Genomic DNA, 1,290 nt, shown 5'->3' on the forward strand with positions numbered 1-1,290 from the left:
GTATGAGGTGCCCCGAGTTTTCCGGACACGTCTCCAAGTAGAATTGACGGAGAGTCCGGAGGGAACGAGACGTGGCAAAGAAGGCGCAGAGATACTCGGCAGAGCTGAAAGCCGAGGTTGTCCAACTCGTGCTGGGAACCGGTCGAGGCTACGGCGAGGTCGCCCGCGAGTTCGGGCTTGTCCCCGAAACTGTACGCACCTGGGTGATAAACGAGAAAAGGAAGAATCAGGGACACACCGAACAGGCGCTTGAGGTCACCGAGCGAGCCCGGGTGACCGAGATGGAACGACGCATCCGCGAACTCGAGCAGGAGAACGCCTTCCTGAAAAAAGCGGCGGCCTTCTTCGCGAAGGAACAACGGTAAGCAAGCGCTACCAGCTTATCGACGCGGAGAGGGACAACTTTTCGGTGACGATGATGTGTCGACTACTGGATGTTTCCCCGTCGGGTTTCTACGAGTGGTCGGGGCGTGTGACCTCGGCGGGTGCGCGCCGGCGGATGGAGCTGACCGAGACGATCCGGGAGGTTTTCGCCGACTCGGGTCGGACGTATGGCTATCGCCGGGTGCACGCGGAACTGGAGCGTCGCGGCATCCGGGTGGACGACGAGGTGGTGCGACGGTTGATGCGGGCGGCGCGCCTGGTACCGGTGCAGGTCAAGCGACGTCGCGGGCTGGCAGCGGCCGATCGGGCCGCCGCTGCGGTGCCTGACCTGGTGGACCGGGACTTCACCGCAGAGGTGCCCGGGGCCAAGATGGTGGGCGATATTACCCAGATCGACACGGCTGAGGGGCCTCTGTTCCTGGCCTCGGTGATCGACTGTTTCTCCAAGAGTGTGCTCGGCTGGTCGTTTGGTGAGAGTTATCCGGCCAGTGTGGTGTGTGCCGCGCTGGAGATGGCCGGGACTCGTGTCCCGTTTCCGGAGAATGCCATATTTCACTCGGATCGGGGCAGTCAGTACACGTCGGCGGAGTTTGCCTCAGCCTTACGGGATCATGGTGTTCTTCAGTCGGTCGGCCGAACAGGTATCTGTTTCGACAATGCGATGGCGGAGTCGTTCTTTGGAAAGTTGAAGACGGAGCTGACTCATCATCAAACCTACGCTACCCGGGCTGCGGCTCGGCGGGATATCGTTCGGTTTATCGAGGGCTTCTACAACCGGCGTCGGCTTCATTCGGGGTTGGGTTACCGACCTCCTGCGGAGGTTTTGGCCGGGTGGTTTGTGAACCAGTCGGTGGCGTGATATTTTCCTTTTGGGTCGAGTCCGGATTTTTCGGGGCACGTCAGTAC

At 61.0% G+C, this 1,290-nt stretch carries 2 protein-coding genes; both read left to right on the plus strand.

The genetic code is table 11. The features are described from left to right. Positions 1–71: 71 nt before the first annotated feature. Positions 72–365 carry a transposase gene (locus tag ACTOWY_RS44780; RefSeq protein WP_441315697.1) on the plus strand — a complete coding sequence of 98 codons (294 nt, stop codon included), beginning with the start codon at positions 72–74 and terminating at the stop codon, positions 363–365. A gap of 17 nt (positions 366–382) precedes the next feature. Beyond that, positions 383–1,243 carry an IS3 family transposase gene (locus tag ACTOWY_RS44785; RefSeq protein ID WP_441315698.1) on the plus strand — a complete coding sequence of 287 codons (861 nt, stop codon included), beginning with the start codon at positions 383–385 and terminating at the stop codon, positions 1,241–1,243. The last annotated feature ends 47 nt before the right edge of the window (positions 1,244–1,290 follow it).

The organism is Crossiella sp. CA198 (assembly GCF_052078295.1).
GTDB lineage: Bacteria > Actinomycetota > Actinomycetes > Mycobacteriales > Pseudonocardiaceae > Crossiella.